Here is a 16,224-nt window from a genome sequence, read left to right as displayed (position 1 = left end):
ACCTGCGGCCCGGCAAAGCCGGTTCCGCGGTGTTTCGCGAAATAAAAAACCCGTCTCACGACGGGTTTTTTTATGGGCGCTCGGTTTGTTGTGCCGGCTAGCGGAACTGGTCACGCAGCGCCATGTACAGCACCTGAAAACGTGCATGCCGCGTCTTGTGCCCACTGGCCCCTTCGGACGAAGGCGACAGCGTCTGCTTCACCGGCGGCAAGGTGCACACCTCGGCCACCGCGCCCCCGTCGGCCAGCCACGCCAACCGCGCCGCACCGAGTGCCCCGCCGGTCTCGCTGCCCGCATAGAGCGTGAGCTCCACCTGGAAGATGTCGGCCAGCAACTGCCCCCACCAGACACTGCGCGCACCGCCACCCACGAGCGCGACTTCGCGCAGCGGCATGTCGGCCGGCAGGCGCAGCGTGTCGAAGCCGTCGCGCAGACCGAAGCTCACGCCTTCGACCACCGCATAGGCGATCTCTGCAGGGCCGTGTGCATGCGTCAAACCGAAGAGCACGCCTTGTGCGTTCGGGTTGTTGTGCGGCGAACGCTCGCCCGACAGGTACGGCAAGAACAGCGGGCATCGCGCCCGATCCGCCAACGCGACCGACGCCGCCGCTTCGAGCAACGCCGCTTCGTCCGCGAACTTGAAGGTCTTCGCTGCCCAGCTCACCGCGCTCGCGGCCGAGAGCATCACCGACATCTGGTGCCAGCGCTGGGGCAACGCGTGGCAGAAGGCGTGCATCGCCTGCGCGGGGTTCGGCAGGAAGCGGTCGGTCGAGACGAACACCACGCCCGAGGTGCCGAGCGAGACAAAGCCCTGCCCCGGCTCGACGAGCCCCATGCCGACCGCGCTGGCGGCGTTGTCGCCTGCGCCGCCGGCGATCTTCACGCCGTCGCGCAATCCCCAGCGCGCCGCCAGTCCGGGCTTGAGCAGCGCGGAGACTTCGCTGCCTTCCACGAGCCGCGGCATGTGATCGCGCGTGAGCCCCGTGGCGGCGAGCAGTTCGTCGGACCAGTCGCGCGCACCCACGTCGAGCCACAGCGTGCCGGCCGCATCGGACATCTCGCTGACCGCCTCGCCGCTGAGCATGAAGCGCAGCCAGTCTTTGGGCAGCAGCACGCGCGCGACGCGGGCGAAGATGTCGGGCTCGTGCTCGCGCACCCACAGCAGCTTGGGCGCGGTAAAGCCCGGCATCGCGAGGTTGCCCGCAATCTCGCCCAGGCGCGGCACGGCGCGCGTGAGCGCCTCGCACTGCGCGCCGCTGCGGCCGTCATTCCAGAGGATGGCCGGGCGCAGCACCGCGCCTTCTGCATCGAGCAGCGTGGCGCCGTGCATCTGGCCCGAGAGGCCGATGGCACGCACTTGTGACAACGCCTCGGCATGTGCCGTGCGCAGTTCTGTCATTACCGCGTCGAGCGCCTGCCACCACTGGGCGGGCGCCTGTTCCGACCACAGCGGTTGCGGCCGGTCGACCGTGAGCGGCGCGCGTGCCACGCCGACGATGCGGTGATCGTCCGCGAGCAGCAACGCCTTGAGCTCGGACGTGCCGAGGTCGAGTCCCAGATACAAGATGGTCTCCCTGATGGCGCCTTCAGTGAAGGCGTGTTGGCCTTGAAAGAAATCAGCCGAAGCGCGTGTCGGCCTGGCGCCTGAATTCGCTGGGCGTCATGCCCTTGATTTCAAGGAAGCGCCGGTTGAAGTTCGCCACGTTGTTGAAGCCCACCTGGTAGCAGATGTCGGTCACGTAGTGGTCGGTCTGCATCAGCAGGTGGCAGGCGCTGTTGATGCGCACGCGGTTCACGAAGTCGGTGAAGCTGTTGCCGGTCGAGCGGCGGAAGAAGCGGCTGAAGCGGCTCTCGCTCATGCCCAGCTCGGCGGCCACGTCCGACATGGAGATCGAGTCGGTCATGTTGTTGGTGATGCGGTTCACGATGTCGTTGATCTGGTCGACCTGCGCATCGCCGTCGCTGCCCTGCACGCCCTGCATCTGCACGCTCGACAGCAGCCGGTAGTCGGTGCACTGCGCCAGATCGGCCATGAACTCGCAGAACAGGCCGAGGCGCCGCACGCCGCGCGCCGCCTTGATGGCGTCCCAGTGCGCGAGCGCCTGCGCCGACATGCCGAAGAACTCGATGCCGTGGCGCGCGCGGTCGAGCAGCGGCATCACGTCGCGCAGCTCGGGAATCTCGGCGGCCGCGCGCTCGATAGGCTCGTGGCGGAACTGGATCACGCGGTCGCGGCCGGCGGCGCCTTCTTCGGGCACGTCGAGCGAGATCCAGTTGTGCGGCAGGCGTGGCCCGCACAGCACGAGGTGGCCAGGCTGGAACGGCCCGATCCAGTCGCCGATGAAGGCCTTGCCCGAGGTCTCGGTGATCAGGTGCAGCTCGTAGTCTTCATGGAAATGCCATCGCACCAGCGGGCTCGGGAAGCCGTGCGCGAGGCAGCGCACCAGGCCGGTTTCTTCCGGGGCCTCGTAGCCCAGCGACGGGGAGCGCGCGAAATCGCGCTCCAGCTCGGGCTGGCGTTGGCGAGGGATCGCGCGTTTGCGGGTGGTCGTTGTCATGGCAGCACGGATCGATCAGGGCCGGGAAGCGACGGCCTCATTGTCTTCCTGCGAAAGCGCCGTGTGAACGGCTTCCAGCGTCGGTGGATCTGCGCCCTCGCGGGTACAGTTCAGGGCCGCAGCGGTGGCGGCGAAGCGCATCACGGCGCGCCAGGCGTCGTCGCCGAGTTCGGCCAGTTGCGCGGGATGCTCGACGCCATGGGCCAGCAGCGCCACCGACAGCCCGGCGGTGAAGGTGTCGCCCGCGCCGATGGTGTCGACCACCTCGACGCGCGGCGCGGCCACGGTGAGCGGGGCGCTGCCGGTGCGCCACAGCGTGGCACCGGCGCCGCCGCGCGTGACGACCACGGCGCGCGCGCCGGCCGTGAGGCACTCGGCCGCAAGCGCATCGACGGGCCGCCCGGGGGCGAGCAACTGGGCGTCTTCGTCGCTGAGCTTGACCAGGTCGGCCATGGCGAACCACTCGGTGACGCGGGCGCGGAAGGCGGCCATGTTCGGGATCAGGCTGGGTCGCACGTTGGGATCGAACACGATCACGCAGCGCCCGGCATGGGCCGCCACGAGGTCGGTGATGCGCGACGACGCCGGCTCCTGCAGCAGCGAGATCGAGCCGAAGTGCACAAAGCGGCATTCCGCCGGCAGCTGCGGCAGCGGCTCGGGCGCCCAGGTCGCGTCGGCACTGTCTCGTGTGTAGAAGGCGTAGCGGTTGGTCTGCGGCGTGCGCTCGACAAAGGCCAACGTCGACGGCGCGTCGCTGCGCAGGATGAGGCGGGTGTCGACGCCGTTGCGTTCGAGAAAGGCCATGAGCCGTTCGCCGAACAGGTCGGTCGAGAGCTGCGTGAGAAAGCCGGTCGGCTGCCCGAGCCGCGCGCAGGCCACGGCGGTGTTGAGCGGCGAGCCGCCCTCATGGCCCAGGAACGCGAGGGTGCCCGCTTCGCTGGCGGTGAAATCGATCAGGGCCTCGCCCGTGAGTGCTATGCGCATGGTGTGTGGATTTTGTGCTTCTGTCAGGGCAAGGCGCGGGCGTCGGCCAGGAAACCCGCCTCGGCAGCCAGGGTGGCGGGATGGTCGAGCAACTCGGCAAAGAGGCGCGGCGGGATGGTGATGGCGCCCACGCCCAGCGCCAGCAGCGACAGGTACGCCGCGCGCGACCGGATGCTCGCCACCAGCAGCCGCGTGCCCGACGCGGGACGCTGTGCGACCAGCGACTGCATCTGTGCGATGAGCCCGAGCCCGTCGATGCCGGCGTCTTCGAGCCGGCCGAGGTAGGGCGCTGCATAGGCCGCACCCAGTTGCGCGGCAAAGTGCGCCTGCTCGGGCGCGTACACGGCGGTCCAGGTGACGGGCACGCCCTGGGCGATGAGCTGCGCGCCGGCGTCCAGGCCCTGGCGCGTGGCGGGAATCTTGATGACGAGCTGACCGCGGTCGAACTGCGGCAGCAGCGCCTGCGCGTCTTCGAGCATGCCGTCGACCTCGCTCGAATAGACCTGGGCCTGCACCTGCCGCGCACCCAGCTCGATGCAGCGCTTGAGCAGCCCCGGCACCGCCGCGCGGCCCACGCCGGCGCGCTGCAGCAGCGTCGGGTTGGTCGTCACGCCGTGCACCACCGGGTGCGGCAGGCAGGCCTGCAGGTCGGCCAGGTCGGCGCTGTCGAGGTAGAGATGGAAATCGTCGTTCACGGGTCGCTCGCTGCTGAGGGTGGCCATCTTCTCATCGGGCCGGAGGCGCTTCACCGCCCGAACACGTGCGGTCTCGGTACTTTTGTGCTCTGACGGGCATGCCGGCTCCCTCTTCAGCTCATGACATTGCCGCCATCGACATTGAGGGTCTGCGCCGTGATGTAGCGCGCCTCGTCGCTGGCGAGAAAAACCGCCGCCCCTGCAATGTCGCCCGGCACGCCCATGCGCCCGAGCGGCACGTCGAGGCCGACACGCCGCTTCTTCTCGCCCGGCGCCAGCCCTTCGGCTTTGGCGAACAGGCTGTCGACATGGTCCCACATCGGCGTGTCCACCACACCGGGGGCGATGCCATTGACGCGGATGCCGTGCGGCGCCATGGCCAGCGCGGCGCTCTGCGTATAGCTGATGACGGCCGCCTTGGTCGCGCAGTAGTGCGACACCAGCGCCTCGCCGCGGCGCCCGGCCTGCGAGGCCATGTTGATGACCGACGCGCCCGGCGTGCCGGCCTCGACCATGTGGCGCAGCACGGCCTGCATCACGAAGAACATGCCCTTCACGTTGACGGCGAAGAGCCGGTCGAACGAGGCCTCGTCGCTGTCGAGCAGCGGCGCGAGGTCGAACACGGCGGCGTTGTTGAACAGCGTGTGGATCGGGCCGAAGGCGACCTGGGCTTCGGCCAGCATGTGCGTGATGGCCTGCGTGTCGGTGACGTCTGCGGCGATGTACGCGAGGCTGTCGGGGTGGCGCTGCTGCAGAGCCCGCAGTGCGTCGGGCGCGGCGGTCGCGCGGTCGATCACGCTGCAGCGCGCGCCCTCGGCGATGCAGGCCTCGGCCACGGCCAGCCCGATGCCGCCGCCGGCACCGGTCAGCAGCACATGGCGGTCCTGCAGCCGGCCGCTCATGGCGCGGCCTTCTCCGCAACGAAGCGCGTGACGCGCTCGCCGGCGCGGCGCACCGCATCGACCAGCCGGGCGTCGCCCCCAAGGCTGCCCCACAGCCCGGCATCGGCGCACAGTGCCGCCACCGGATCGGCGGCGTCGCAGATCGCGTGCGCCACGGCGACGTCCATGCTCTGGTCCTGGTAGGCGTAAGGCAGCTCGCCCCGATGCCAGCGCTGCAGGAACGCGAGGAACAGCGCAGGCAGCATCGCCACGCTGTCGATGGTCTGCCCGGCCGCCAGCCGCTCGCGCACGGTCGGCGCGATGAAGCCCGGGATCTTCGAGAAGCCGTCGGCCGCCACGCGCTGGTTGGTGTCGCGGATCGCGGGGTTGCCGAAGCGGTCGAGCACCACGTCGCGGTAGGCCGCGAGGTCGATCGGGCTCGGGCTCAGGCACGGCATGACGTCATCGGTCACGTAGTCGAAAGCCATCTTGCGGATGGCGGCGTCGTGCGTGCCCTCGTGGATGAACCCCAGCCCTGCCAGCGTGCCCGCCCAGGCGATGCAGCTGTGCGTGGCGTTGAGGATGCGGATCTTGGCCTCTTCATACGGCTGCACCGAGTCGACCAGCTCGGCACCCACGCGCCCCCAGTCGGGCCGGCCGGCGACGAAGTCGTCTTCGATCACCCACTGGATGAAGCTCTCGCCCGTGACCGCGGCGCCATCGTCGCGGCCCGTGGCGGCTTGCACGCGCGCGCGCAGTTCCGGCGGAGGACGCGGCGTGATGCGATCGACCATCGCGTTCGGGCAGCGGGTGTTGGCATCGACCCAGGCCTGCAGCGGCGCGTCGCCGACCAATGCGATGAACTCGAGCAACCCTGCGCGAAAGCGGTCGCCGTTGTGGCGCAGGTTGTCGCAGTTCAGCAGCGTCACGGGGCCCGCCTGCGCGGCACGCCGTGCCCGCAGGATCGCGCAGACCGCGCCGTAGACCGTCTCGCCGGCCTCGCCGCGCCGCGCGCGTTCGATATCGCCCGCGAGGTCGGCAAACGACAGGTCGAGCCTGCCCTTGGTGTCGAGGTAGTAGCCGGCCTCGGTCACGGTGAAGGAGACGATGCGCGTGGACGGCGCGGCGCCGCGCGCAATCACCGCGGCCAGCGACGGCTCGTACGGCAGCACTTCGCGAATGGCTTCGATCTGCGCGTAACGGTACTCGCCGGCCGGCGACACGGTCTCGAGCGTGTAGCGCCCGCCCTGGGCCTGCAACGCGGCGACGACCTCGGCCATGTCGGGCCGGATGTTGGCACCCGACAGCGACCAGCGGGTGTCGCCCGCATCGATCAGCCGCTGCAGGTAGACGGCCTGGTGCGCGCGATGGAACGAGCCGAGGCCGAGGTGAAGCACCGTGAATTCCGAAGGCGCCGGTGGGGTGGGCACGAGGGCCGCTGCTGCTGCGAGGGTCACGGGGAAGGTCCGGAAAAATGAAGAGGGTCGGGTCAGGCGGCCACTGCGCGGCCTTCGCGGCTGAACAGGTGCAGCACGGACGGATCGAGCTCGACCGCCACGTCGTCACCCGCCTGCAGCGGCGTGCGCTCGTTCTGGCGCGCGATGAGCGGCACGCCGCCCACGTCGACGTGGATCAGCGTGTCGGCGCCCAGCGCCTCGATGAGTTCGACGCGGCCCGGCACGCCGGCAGCCGCGCCCTGCTTCGGATGCACGCGCAGACCTTCGGGGCGCACGCCCAGGAAACCGTCGCTCGGCAGGCGTCCGCCGGTGGCGGCGGAGAAGCTCGGGATCGCACTTGCCGCGACCATGTTCATCGACGGCATGCCGATGAACTGCGCGACGAACTGGTTGGCCGGGCGGTCATAAAGCTCGAGCGGCGTGCCGACCTGCTCGATGAGGCCGTCCTTCAGCACCACCACGCGGTCGGCCAGCGTCATGGCCTCGACCTGGTCGTGCGTGACGTAGATGGTGGTCGCGCCGAGCGCGCGGTGCAGCTTGTGGATCTCGACGCGCGTGTTGCCGCGCAGCGCCGCATCGAGGTTCGACAGCGGCTCGTCGAACAGGAACACCTTGGGCGCGCGCACGATGGCACGGCCGATGGCCACGCGCTGGCGCTGGCCGCCCGACAGGTCCTTCGGCGTGCGGTCGAGGTACTGCGTGAGGTTCAGCGTCTTCGCCGCGTACTCGACCTTCGTCTTGATCTCGCTCTTGGGCACGCCTGCGAGCTTGAGCGCGAAGGACATGTTGTCGTACACGCTCATGTGCGGGTACAGCGCGTAGCTCTGGAACACCATCGCGAGGTCGCGCTTGCCCGAAGGCGCCCAGGTGATGTCCTTGCCGTCGAGCAGCAGGTTGCCGCTGGTGATGGGCTCGAGCCCCGCGATCAGCCGCAGCAGCGTCGACTTGCCGCAGCCCGAAGGCCCGACGAAGACGATGAATTCGCCCTTCTGGATTTCGAGGTCGACGCCCTTGATGATGTGGACGTCACCAAAGCTCTTCTTGATGTTCTTGAGTTCGAGGTAGGCCATGAGATGTCTCGCTTTTCTTTACTTGACGGCGCCGAAGGTCAGGCCTTGCACCAGTTGCTTCTGGCTGAACCAGCCGAACACGACGATGGGCGCGATGGCCATCAGCGACGCGGCCGACAACTTGGCCCAGAACAGGCCTTCGGGGCTGGAGTACGAGGCGATGAGCGTGGCCAGCGTGCCGGCCTTTGCCGACGTGAGGTTCAGCGCCCAGAAGGCCTCGTTCCAGCTCAGCACCAGGCACAGGAGGCCGGTCGATGCGAGGCCGCCAACCGACAGCGGCATCACGACATGGCGGAACTCGGTCCACAGGCTGGCGCCGTCCATGCGCGCGGCTTCGAGGATCTCGTTCGGAATGTCCTTGTAGGCGCTGTAGAGCATCCACACCATGATCGGCAGGTTCGACAGCGTGAACACGATGGTGAGCGCGGTGAGCGAATCCAGCATGCCGGCGGTCTGCGCGAGCACGTAGATCGGCACCAGCGCACCGACGGCCGGCATCATCTTGGTGGAGAGCATCCACATCAGGATGTCGCGCGTCTTCTTCGTGCGAAAGAAGGCCATCGAGTACGCGGCGGGCGCTGCGATCAGCAAGCCGAGGATGGTCGAGCCCAGGCTGGTGATCAGCGAGTTGCGTGCGTACAGCAGGTAGTCGCTGCGGCGCTGCACTTCGCCGAAGTTGTCGAGCGTGGGCTCGAAGATGAACAGCGGCGGCACATGAATGGCCTGCAGCTCCGTCTTGAAGGCCGTGAGGAACAGCCAGCCGAGCGGGAAGAACAGAAGCAGCGCCACGGCCCACGCACCGACGGTGCGCAGCAGCTGCGGAAGGAAGTTGCTGGGTTGCATGGTCGTTCCTTCTTCAGTCGAGGTTCTTGCCGATGATGCGGATGAGGAACACGGCCACGATGTTGGCCAGCACCACCGCAAACAGTGCACCGGCGGAGGCCACGCCCACATCGAAATTCATGAGCGACTGCTTGAAGATCATGTAGGTCATGTTCGTGCTCTCGTTGCCCGGGCCGCCATTGGTGGTGATGGCGATCTCGGCGAACACGCTGAGCAGGAAGATCATCTCGATCATGATCACGACGGCCATCGGGCGGCCGAGGTGTGGAATGGTGAGATAGAAGAAGCGCTGGAACGAAGTCGCGCCGTCCATGCGTGCCGCTTCCATCTGCTCGCGGTCGAGCGACTGCAGCGAGGTGATGAAGATCAGGCAGGCAAACGGCAGCCACTGCCACGCCACCATGATGATCACGGAGAACAGCGGCACATCGGTGAGCCAGTCGACCGGCTGCGCGCCGAAGAAGCGCCACAGGTCGGCGAGCACACCGTAGATGGGGTTCATCATCATGTGCTTCCACAGCAGCGCGTTCACGGCGGGCATGACGAAGAAAGGCGAGATCAGCAGCACGCGCACGATGCCGCGGCCCGGGAAGGGCTCGTTCACCAGCAGCGCGAGCAGCACGCCGAACACCACCGTGATGACGATCACGCTGCCGATGAGCAGCAGCGTGTTCCACGTGGCCGGCCAGAAGTCGGGGTCGGTGACGAAGTAGTGAAAGTTCTCGAGGCCCGCGAACGTGCGTTCGCCGGGCTGCATGAGGTTGTAGTTCACGAACGAGAAGTACAACGTCATCAGCAGCGGCACGATCATCCAGAGGAAGAGCGTGAGCACGGCGGGCGCCATGAGGGCGCGGGGCAGGAGGCGTTTCATCAGAAGGTCCTTCTTGTGTCTCTGGCTCCTTCCCTCTGGGGGAAGGCGAGGATGGGGGCTCCCTGATCGATCACCGCGGCCATGCGATACGCCGCGTGACCCCACCCCGACCCTCCCCCGGAAGGGGAGGGAGAAAGCCAAGCCTTACTTGTAGTAGCCGGCCTTCTTCATCTCGCGCTCTGCGCTCGTCTGCGAGGTCTTCAACGCCTGGTCGACCGTGACCTTGCCCGACAGTGCCGCGCTCATCTGCTGGCCCACCGCCACGCCGATGGCCTGGAACTCGGGAATGGCTGCGTACTGCACACCCACGTACGGCGACTTCGGCAAGGTGCTGTCGCTGAGGTTGGCGCTGTCGATGGCCTTCTTCTCGGCGGCGGCGAACTTGGCGACCTTCTGGAACTCGGGGTTCGCATAGGTTGACTTGCGCGTGCCGGTGGGCACCGTGCCCCAGCCATGCTCCTTGGCGACGAGGCTGACGTACTCCTTGGAGGTCGCCCACTTCACGAAGGTCTGTGCGGCCGCGCCCTTGGTCGAGCTGGCGGGAATGGCGAGGTTCCAGGTCCACAGCCAGTTCGCGCCCTTGGGCGTGACGGCGACGGGGGCCTGTGCGAAGGCCACCTTGTCGGCCACCTTCGATTGCTTAGGGTCGCTGATGAACGAGGCGGCGATGGTCGCGTCGACCCACATGCCGCACTTGCCTTCGTTGAAGAGCGCGAGGTTCTCGTTGAAGCTGTTGGCCGAGGCGCCCGGCGGGCCGTAGGCCTTCATGAGGTCGACGTAGAAGTTGATCGCGTCCTTCCATGGCTTGGTGTCGATCTGCGGCTTCCACTGCATGTCGAACCACTGGCCGCCGTTCGTGTTGACCAGCGTGGTCAGGAAGGCCATGTTGTCGCCCCAGCCCGGCTTGCCGCGCAGGCACATGGCGTACAGGCCGCCCTTCGGGTCATGGATCTTGCCGGCGAATTCCTTCACCTGCGCCCAGGTGGGCTGCTCGGGCATCTTGAAGCCGACCTTGTCGGCCAGGTCCTTGCGGTACATGAGCATCGAGCTCTCGCCGTAGAACGGCGCGGCGTAGAGCTTGCCTTCGTGCGACAGGCCGGCGCGGATGGCAGGCAGCAGGTCGTCGACGTCGTAGGCGGCATCGGTGGCGATGGGCTGCAGCCAGCCCTTCTTCGACCAGATCGGCGCTTCGTACAGGCCGATGGTCATCACGTCGAACTGGCCGCCCTTGGTGGCGATGTCGGTGGTCACGCGCTGGCGCAGCGTGCCTTCCTCGAGCGTGACCCACTTGAGCTTGATGTCGGGGTTGGCTTTTTCGAAGAAGGGCGTGAGCTTCTGCATCTCGATCATGTGGCCGTTGTTGACGGTGGCGATCACGAGTTCGGTGGCGGCGTGGGACGCGAGGCCCACGCTGGCAAGTGCGAGGACGAGGCCCGCTTTCAGAAAACGCTTCATGTTGTCTCCTAGAGGTGAGCGACGCCCTCTTGTGCTTGTCGGGTCGCCGTGCCCGGATTCTGGAGAAACGCGCTTGCAGCTTTGGTACTTCGACCGTCACCATCTGTATTCTCTTGCACCAGTTATCTAGTGAATTCCCTAGTCCAACGCAATACAGCATGGAAAACTAGCCATCGGAAGTTCTCAGGCGTGCCCGCCATCCCCCAGCAGCTGGCGCCGGAACTGCGCGGCGGCCGGCGACAGCGCGCGGTCTTCGCGGGTGATCAGGCAGATCGGCGGCACGCGCACCGGCAGCTCGACCGGCACCGTGCGCAGCACGCCCAGCCGGCCGTAGTGGTTGGCCTGCGAGGCCGGCATGACGGCGGCCATGTCGGAGTTCTCCAGCAACGCCGTGATGGCGATGGGCGATGCCGTTTCGATGATGTCCAGCCGCGCCTGGATGCCCGCCTCGCGCATCGCCGCCTCGAAGCGCCCGCGCTGCGGCGACCCCGGCGGCTGCAGCACCCACGACCAGGTCGCCATCTCGGCCAGCGTGACCGTGGCCGCGCGCTCGAACACCGGATGCGCCGCGCGCACCACGACCACCTGCGACTCGCCCAGCAGCGGCACGCTCGCGTACTTGGCCTCGTCGTGGCCGTCGGTGAGGCGGCCCAGCACGAGGTCGACATCGCCCTGCTCCAGCTGCGCCTGCATCACGTCGCTGGTCTCGACCACCACCGACACGGCCACCTGCGGATGGCGCAGGTGGTAGGCGACCAGCGCCGGTGCCAACAGCTCCGGCACGGCGCCCGGCACGCTGCCCACGCGCAGCGCCCCGCTCAGGCCCGAGCGCAGCGCGAGCATTTCCTCGCGGGCGGTGCCGAAGTCGCTGAGCACGCGGCGGGCGTAGCGGATGAGGATCTCGCCGTAGGGCGTGGGCGCCATGCCGCGCGCCGAGCGTTCGAAGAGTTGTTCGCCCAGCGACTCCTCCAGCTGCTGCAGCAGCTTGGTGGCCGCAGGCTGGCTGATGTTCATGGCCTCGGCCGCGCGGCCGAGGTGGCGATGCGCGTCGAGCCGGGCCAGCAGGAGCAGCTGGCGCGGCCGGACGTGGAGCATCAGTGAAGCGTCCGTGAGGCCTGTATTCATGCACAAAAGTATATGGAGCTTCGGCCTTTTTCGATTGGATCGCGCGCCCGAAGCTCCTTAGGCTCGGGGCCACAACAAGCAGGAGACGACGCGATGACCCTCTTTCCCATGGCCCGCCATGCCGGCGTGGCGGCGCTGCTGGCGCTGGCCGCTTGCCTGAGCGCGGGCGCACAGCCGGCCTACCCCGACAAGCCGCTGCGCATCCTGGTCGGCGCCTCGCCCGGCGGCGGCACCGACATCCTCGCGCGCGTGCTGGCCGACAAGTTCGCGCCCGTGCTCAAGCAGCCCGTGACGGTGGAAAACCGCCCCGGCGCATCGAACACCATCGCCGGCGAACTCACGGCCCGCGCGCCAGCCGATGGCGCCACGCTGCTGCTGGCCACCAACACGGCACAGGCCGTGGCACCGCACATCCTCAAGCTCAAGTACGACCCGCTGAAAGACCTGCAACCCATCGGCCTCGTGGCCGTGATGCCCAACGTGCTGGTGGTGTCGGCCAACTCGCCCTACAAATCGGTGAAGGACCTGCTGGCCGCCATGGCGGCCAAGCCGGGCGGCTTCAAGTACGCGTCGTCGGGCATCGGCAGCACGCAGCACGTCGGCGGCGAAGCCTTCAACCTGGCCACGGGCATGAGCTCGATCCACGTGCCCTACAAGGGCAGCTCGCAGGCGCACATCGACATCATCTCGGGCGAGGTCGAGATGATGTTCGACAGCACCTCCTCCGCCATGGGCCAGATCCGCGCCGGCAAGTTCCGCGCGCTCGCCGTGAGCGCGCCGCAGCGCTCGCCCGAGCTGCCCGACGTGCCCACGCTCGCCGAGCAAGGCATCAAGGGCGCCGACGTGTCGACCTGGTACGGCCTGTACGTGACGGCCGGCACGCCGCGTCCGGCGGTCGAGCGGCTGAGCGCCGAACTCACGCGCACGATGAACCTGGCCGACGTGCAGTCGCGCATCAAGGCACTCGGCGGCGAGCCCGGCACGCTGATCGGCGAGCCTTTCGCGGCGATGAACAAGCAGGAGTTCGACCACTACGGCCAGCTCGTGCGCGCGGCGCGCATCAAGGCCGAGTGAGGCCGCCCTTTTCCCTTCCTTATTCCCCAGACATCCCACCATGCCCATCCCATCTTCCACCCCGAGCGTGACCTCCGCCAAACCCCGCATCGTCGTGCTGCTGGGCGACCCCAGCGGCGTCGGCCCCGAGATGGCCGTGAAGCTGCTCGCCCGCCAACGCAACCTCGACGCCGCCCGCGTGCTGCTGATCGCCGACCCCGTCGTGCTGGCCGCGGGCGAGCGCGTGGCGGGCGTGAAGCTGGCGCCGCTGCCGGTCAACACCCTCGACGATCTGCGCTTCGAGGACGGCCGGCTCAGCTTCCTCACACGCGACTGGATGGCGGGCGAGGAGCCGGTGCTCGGCGAGTCGAACGAACGCTCAGGCCGTGCCTCGTTCCAGGCGCTCGAAGACGCGACCCTGGCCGTGCGGCGCGGCCAGGCGGATGCGATCCTCTTCGCGCCCCTCAACAAGCATTCGCTGCGGCTCGGAGGCCTGACGCACGAGGACGAGCTGCGCTACATGCAGGAGCGCTTCGCCGTGACCGGCTTCGTCTGCGAGTTCAACCTCACCGGCTCGCTGTGGACCTCGCGCGTGACCTCGCACATTCCACTGAAGGACGTGGCGCGGCACATCACCGTGGAAGGCGTGAGCGACGCCGTGAAGATCATCGCGTCGGCACTGCGCCGCGCCGGCGTGGCCCAACCGCGCATCGCGGTGACCGGGCTCAATCCGCACGCGGGCGACGGCGGCTCGATCGGCATGGAAGAGATCGAGATCATCGCGCCCGCCATCGAACAGCTGCGCGCCGAAGGCTACGACGCGCGCGGCCCGTTCTCGCCCGATACGGTGTTCATCGGCGCGCGGCGCGGCGATGTCGATGCGGTGGTGTCGATGTACCACGACCAGGGCCAGATCGCGATGAAGCTCATGGGCTTCGAGGAAGGCGTGACCTTGCACGGCGGGCTGCCGGTGCCGGTCGCCACATCGGCCAGCGGAAGCGCCTTCGACATTGCCGGCAAGGGCATGGCGCAGATCGAAGGGCTGCAGCAAGCCTTCGATCTGTGTGTGCGCATGGCGAGCGGCGCGCCTGCTGCACCTGCGTCCGTCGAAACGGCGGTGGCCTGAGCTGCTGGTGCCGCAAAAGAAAAGGGCCGCGTGTGCGGCCCTTCGGGGAGAAAGATCAGGCGCTCGGCGGTTCGCCGTAAGCATTGCTCTCCGGCTGCGACGGCTGAACGAAGAAGTAGATCAGCACGAGATTGATCAGCGGGATGATCGACAGCAGCAAGAACCAGCCGCTCTTGCCGATGTCGTGCAGGCGGCGCACGCCCACCGCGAGTGCGGGCAGAAGCAAGGCCAGCGCTGCGATGAAATACACGTATTCATGGATCAGGCCCGTCACGACGAGCACCCCGAACTGGGCCAGAAAAAACCACCAGAATTCCGAACGCGACGCACGACCGGTGAAATCGGTGTACTTCGCAATGCACGTCTTGACCGCTGTTTGAAAGTCCATTGACTCGCTCCTCTTGATGAATCCCAGGGAAATTTCCCCGGGGCCATCATATCGGCGCACTGTGCAACGACAAACTCGGCCAAACCGGCCAGCACGCTGCAAACCAATGGCCTAACGGCCTATGAAATAGCGCGTTGGACAGAGGCTTGCAGTGACGTGTGCCGTCAGGCGCTCAGCCGCTTCAGCAGGCCGGCCGTCGAGGCGTCGAGTCCCGTGACATCGCCCGAGGCCAGGCGCGGCTCGATGTCGCGCGCCAGCACCTTGCCGAGCTCCACGCCCCACTGGTCGAAGCTGTTGATGCCCCACAGCGCACCGCTGGTGAACACGCGGTGTTCGTACATCGCGAGGAAGGCGCCGAGTGCTTCGGGCGTGAGCTTCTCGAACACGAAGAAGGTGCTCGGCCGGTTGCCTGGAAAGTTCTTGTGGCCGCCTTCGTCGAGCTTGCCGACCATCAGCGCCTGCGCCTGCGCGAGCGCGTTGGCAAGCAGCTTGGGATGGTGGCCATCCAAGTCGTGCGAGGCGTCGCGCACCGCCATGAACTCGAGCGGGATCACGTCGGTGCCCTGGTGCAGCATCTGAAAGTACGCGTGCTGCCCGTTGGTGCCGGGCTCGCCCCAGAGCACGGGCGAGGTGCCGAAGTCCAGCGGCGCGCCGCTCGCATCGACCTGCTTGCCGTTGCTCTCCATCTCGAGCTGCTGCAGGTAGGCCGGCACGCGCTTCAAGGCGCTGTGGTACGGCGCGATGCTGCGGCTCGTGAAGCGGTGGAAGTTGCGGTACCAGACGTCGAGCAGGCCCAGGCGCACCGGCAGGTTCTGCTCGAGCGGCGCGATGCGAAAGTGCTCGTCCATCGCATGCGCGCCCGCCAGCAGCCGGCGGAAGCCGTCGGCGCCGATGGCCAGCGCAATCGGCAGGCCGATGGCCGACCACAACGAATAGCGACCGCCCACCCAATCCCAAAAGCCGAAGGTGGTGTCGATGCCAAATTTGTTCGCGGCTTCGACGTTGGTGGTGAGCGCGGCGAAGTGGCCGGCGATGTCGGTGCCGCCCGACTGCTCGTACCAGCGCTTGGCCGAGAGCGCGTTGGTCATCGTCTCGGCCGTGGTGAAGGTCTTCGAGGCCACCAGGAACAGCGTGTGCTCGGGCGCAAGGCCCTTCAGCACGCCCGCCAGTTCGTGGCCGTCGACGTTCGACACGAAGTGAAAGCGCTTGCCGGGCGCCACGAACTCCGCGAGCGCCAGCACGGCCATCTGGGGGCCGAGGTCGGAGCCGCCGATGCCGATGTTGACCACGTCGGTGATCGTGTGATCGGCGCGCACCTTCTCGGCGTAGGCCAGCATGGCGTCGAGCGTGGCGTGCACCTCGCGCAGTTCGTGGGCCGTGTGGTGGCCGGTGGCTGCATCGGCCGGCGCGCGCAGCAGCGTGTGCAGCACGGCGCGGTCTTCGGTGTTGTTGATGTGTGCACCCGCGAACAGCGCGTCGCGGTGGGCCTCGAGGCCGCATTCGCGCGCGAGCGTGAACAGCAGCGCCTCGGTGCGCGCGTCGATCAGGTTCTTCGACAGGTCGGCAAAGACGTGGGGCGCCTCCTGGCTGAAGCGCTCGAAGCGCCCGGCGTCGTCCACGAAGGCATGGCGAAGATCGAACTGGCGACCGGCCGTGTCGAAGCTGGACTGCAGTTGCGCCCAGGCCGGCGCGCGGTCACAGCGCAGGGTCATGGTCAT

At 67.8% G+C, this 16,224-nt stretch carries 15 protein-coding genes; 2 read left to right on the top strand and 13 right to left on the bottom strand.

Translation table 11 applies throughout. The annotated features are described in order from the left end of the window. Positions 1–97: 97 nt before the first annotated feature. The 11 genes from xylB to RZE79_RS05095 all read right to left on the bottom strand — a co-directional run bounded on the left by xylB (position 98) and on the right by RZE79_RS05095 (position 11,909). Positions 98–1,564, bottom strand: a complete 1,467-nt coding sequence (xylB, locus tag RZE79_RS05145; RefSeq protein ID WP_319359290.1) for a xylulokinase — start codon at positions 1,562–1,564, stop codon at positions 98–100. A gap of 52 nt (positions 1,565–1,616) precedes the next feature. Continuing rightward, the gene (locus RZE79_RS05140) at positions 1,617–2,558 is read right to left on the bottom strand and encodes an AraC family transcriptional regulator (protein WP_062471853.1); all 942 of its coding nucleotides are present in this window, start codon (positions 2,556–2,558) and stop codon (positions 1,617–1,619) included. Positions 2,559–2,573: 15 nt separating this feature from the next. Further along, entirely contained in the window at positions 2,574–3,542 is a 969-nt protein-coding gene (locus RZE79_RS05135) for a carbohydrate kinase (RefSeq protein ID WP_319359289.1), read from the bottom strand. A gap of 23 nt (positions 3,543–3,565) precedes the next feature. After that, entirely contained in the window at positions 3,566–4,237 is a 672-nt protein-coding gene (locus RZE79_RS05130) for a transaldolase family protein (protein ID WP_319361098.1), read from the bottom strand. Positions 4,238–4,350: 113 nt separating this feature from the next. Continuing rightward, entirely contained in the window at positions 4,351–5,139 is a 789-nt protein-coding gene (locus RZE79_RS05125; RefSeq protein ID WP_319359288.1) for an L-iditol 2-dehydrogenase, read from the bottom strand. Further along, on the bottom strand, positions 5,136–6,515 hold the full coding sequence (gene dalD / locus RZE79_RS05120) for a D-arabinitol 4-dehydrogenase (protein WP_319361097.1): 1,380 nt from the start codon (positions 6,513–6,515) through the stop codon (positions 5,136–5,138). The genes RZE79_RS05125 and dalD overlap by 4 nt, the downstream gene beginning before the upstream one ends. Positions 6,516–6,607: 92 nt before the next feature. After that, positions 6,608–7,645 (bottom strand): sn-glycerol-3-phosphate ABC transporter ATP-binding protein UgpC, encoded by a 1,038-nt coding sequence (locus RZE79_RS05115; RefSeq protein WP_319359287.1) that lies wholly within the window; start codon positions 7,643–7,645, stop codon positions 6,608–6,610. An 18-nt stretch (positions 7,646–7,663) separates the two neighbouring features. Continuing rightward, entirely contained in the window at positions 7,664–8,488 is an 825-nt protein-coding gene (locus RZE79_RS05110) for a carbohydrate ABC transporter permease (RefSeq protein WP_013539656.1), read from the bottom strand. A gap of 13 nt (positions 8,489–8,501) precedes the next feature. Then, on the bottom strand, positions 8,502–9,359 hold the full coding sequence (locus RZE79_RS05105) for a sugar ABC transporter permease (RefSeq protein WP_319359286.1): 858 nt from the start codon (positions 9,357–9,359) through the stop codon (positions 8,502–8,504). Between the two features lie 144 nt (positions 9,360–9,503). Further along, complete coding sequence (locus RZE79_RS05100; RefSeq protein WP_319359285.1) at positions 9,504–10,814, bottom strand: sugar ABC transporter substrate-binding protein; 1,311 nt, start codon at positions 10,812–10,814, stop codon at positions 9,504–9,506. A 183-nt stretch (positions 10,815–10,997) separates the two neighbouring features. Next, on the bottom strand, positions 10,998–11,909 hold the full coding sequence (locus tag RZE79_RS05095; protein ID WP_319359284.1) for a LysR family transcriptional regulator: 912 nt from the start codon (positions 11,907–11,909) through the stop codon (positions 10,998–11,000). A gap of 123 nt (positions 11,910–12,032) precedes the next feature. On the opposite strand from RZE79_RS05095, the gene RZE79_RS05090 reads away from it, so the two are divergent. Both RZE79_RS05090 and RZE79_RS05085 read left to right on the top strand, forming a co-directional pair. After that, positions 12,033–13,013 carry a tripartite tricarboxylate transporter substrate binding protein gene (locus RZE79_RS05090; protein WP_319359283.1) on the top strand — a complete coding sequence of 327 codons (981 nt, stop codon included), beginning with the start codon at positions 12,033–12,035 and terminating at the stop codon, positions 13,011–13,013. Positions 13,014–13,053: 40 nt separating this feature from the next. Continuing rightward, a complete protein-coding gene (locus tag RZE79_RS05085) occupies positions 13,054–14,118 on the top strand; it encodes a 4-hydroxythreonine-4-phosphate dehydrogenase PdxA (protein WP_319359282.1) in 1,065 nt (354 codons plus the stop codon). Positions 14,119–14,173: 55 nt separating this feature from the next. Here the strand turns inward: RZE79_RS05085 and RZE79_RS05080 are convergent, their stop codons facing one another. Further along, entirely contained in the window at positions 14,174–14,506 is a 333-nt protein-coding gene (locus RZE79_RS05080) for a DUF805 domain-containing protein (protein WP_062472662.1), read from the bottom strand. A gap of 164 nt (positions 14,507–14,670) precedes the next feature. Further along, positions 14,671–16,224 carry a glucose-6-phosphate isomerase gene (gene pgi / locus RZE79_RS05075; protein ID WP_319359281.1) on the bottom strand — a complete coding sequence of 518 codons (1,554 nt, stop codon included), beginning with the start codon at positions 16,222–16,224 and terminating at the stop codon, positions 14,671–14,673.

The organism is Variovorax sp. EBFNA2, from assembly GCF_033802765.1.
GTDB lineage: Bacteria > Pseudomonadota > Gammaproteobacteria > Burkholderiales > Burkholderiaceae_C > Variovorax > Variovorax paradoxus_H.
This window is presented reverse-complemented; position numbering and strand designations above follow the sequence as displayed.